Below are 1,505 nucleotides of genomic sequence, written 5' to 3'. Positions count from 1 at the left end.
ATTAATCAAGCATTGCCTAAAGGTGTTCGCTTTGAACCATTTTATGATCAGGCTGATTTGATTGAAAAAGCCGTTGATACAGTAGTTGATGCACTATTACTAGCATTTATTTTCATCTGTATTGTATTAGCACTATTTTTAATGAATATACGTGCAACCTTCCTTGTCCTAATATCTATTCCAATTTCAATTGGTATCGCGTTAATGATCATGGCTTGGTGGGGCATTTCTGCAAACCTTATGTCATTGGGTGGCATTGCCGTAGCCATTGGTATGCTAGTTGATGGTTCAGTCGTGATGGTTGAAAACATGTTTAAGCATTTAAATAGACCAGACTCTACCCATTTAAAAACTGTAAAAGAAAGAGTGCCTAGTGCTGATACTGATCCACATGATGTAGAACAAGATGAGCATGGTATTAAGTTACGTCTTCAAAATGCGGGTAAAGAAGTGGCTCGTCCCGTATTTTTTGCAGCTTCTATTATTTTAGTCGTATTTACGCCTTTATTTAGCTTTGAAGGTGTTGAGGCAAAGTTATTTCAACCTATGGCAATAAGCATCATTTTAGCTGTTATATCTGCTATTGTGGTTGCGTTGTTTGTTGTACCCGCTTTAGCTACTTATTTATTTAAGTCAGGTGTAAAAGAGAGGGAAAGCTTTGTTCTTAGGCCATTAGACAAACTCTACAGAAAAGGGCTTACATTCGCACTAAAACGCACCAAATTAGTCATTTCAGCCGCACTTATATTAGTTTTCTCTGCCTTTGCATTAGTTCCATTAATTGGTACTGAATTTGTACCTGAGTTAGAAGAAGGGACGATAAACTTAAGAGCAACGCTTGCACCTTCTTCCAGTTTAGATACCGCGCTCACTGTGGCACCAATTCTAGAAGAAAAACTAATGGCTTTCCCTGAAGTAACCTATGCATTAAGCCGAATTGGTCGAGCAGAAATAGGTGGAGACCCAGAGCCTGTGAATAACATCGAAATTTACATAGGGTTGAAGCCTGTTTCTGAGTGGACCAGTGCATCTAATCGATATGAACTTCAAGGAAAAATGGAGAGATCTTTAGAAGAATTCCCTGGGTTGCTACTCAACTTTTCTCAACCTATTGCGACTCGTGTCGATGAGCTACTATCTGGTGTTAAGGCTCAGTTGGCGATAAAGTTGTTTGGGCCTGAACTTGAGGTACTGGCGGCTAAAGGTCAAGAAATAGAAACAGCAATTAAAAACATTGAAGGTGCAAGGGATGTTGCATTGGAGCAAATTGCTGGTGAAGCGCAATTGGTGATAAGTCCTAACAGGCAAGAACTATCACGCTTTGGATTGTCTGTGAGTGACATAATGGAGGTTGTGCGTGATGGTATTGGTGGTGTTGAAGCCGGACAAATAATCAATGGTAATGAACGTTATGATATTTACGTTCGCATAGAGGAAGAGTACCGAAGTAACAAAGAAGCTATTGCTGATATTCGGCTTCAATCACCTACTGGTGCTTGGGTGCG

General features: G+C 39.9%; 1 protein-coding gene. It reads left to right on the top strand.

Features of this window, described 5'->3' with window-relative positions:
• On the top strand, positions 1 to 1,505 hold a 1,505-nt coding region (locus tag PSI06_RS20890), incomplete at both ends, for an efflux RND transporter permease subunit (RefSeq protein ID WP_273604796.1).

This window comes from Pseudoalteromonas sp. GABNS16E, from assembly GCF_028598715.1.
Classification (GTDB): domain Bacteria; phylum Pseudomonadota; class Gammaproteobacteria; order Enterobacterales; family Alteromonadaceae; genus Pseudoalteromonas; species Pseudoalteromonas atlantica.
Note: the sequence above shows the minus strand (reverse complement) of the source record. Positions and strands in the feature narration are given on the sequence as shown.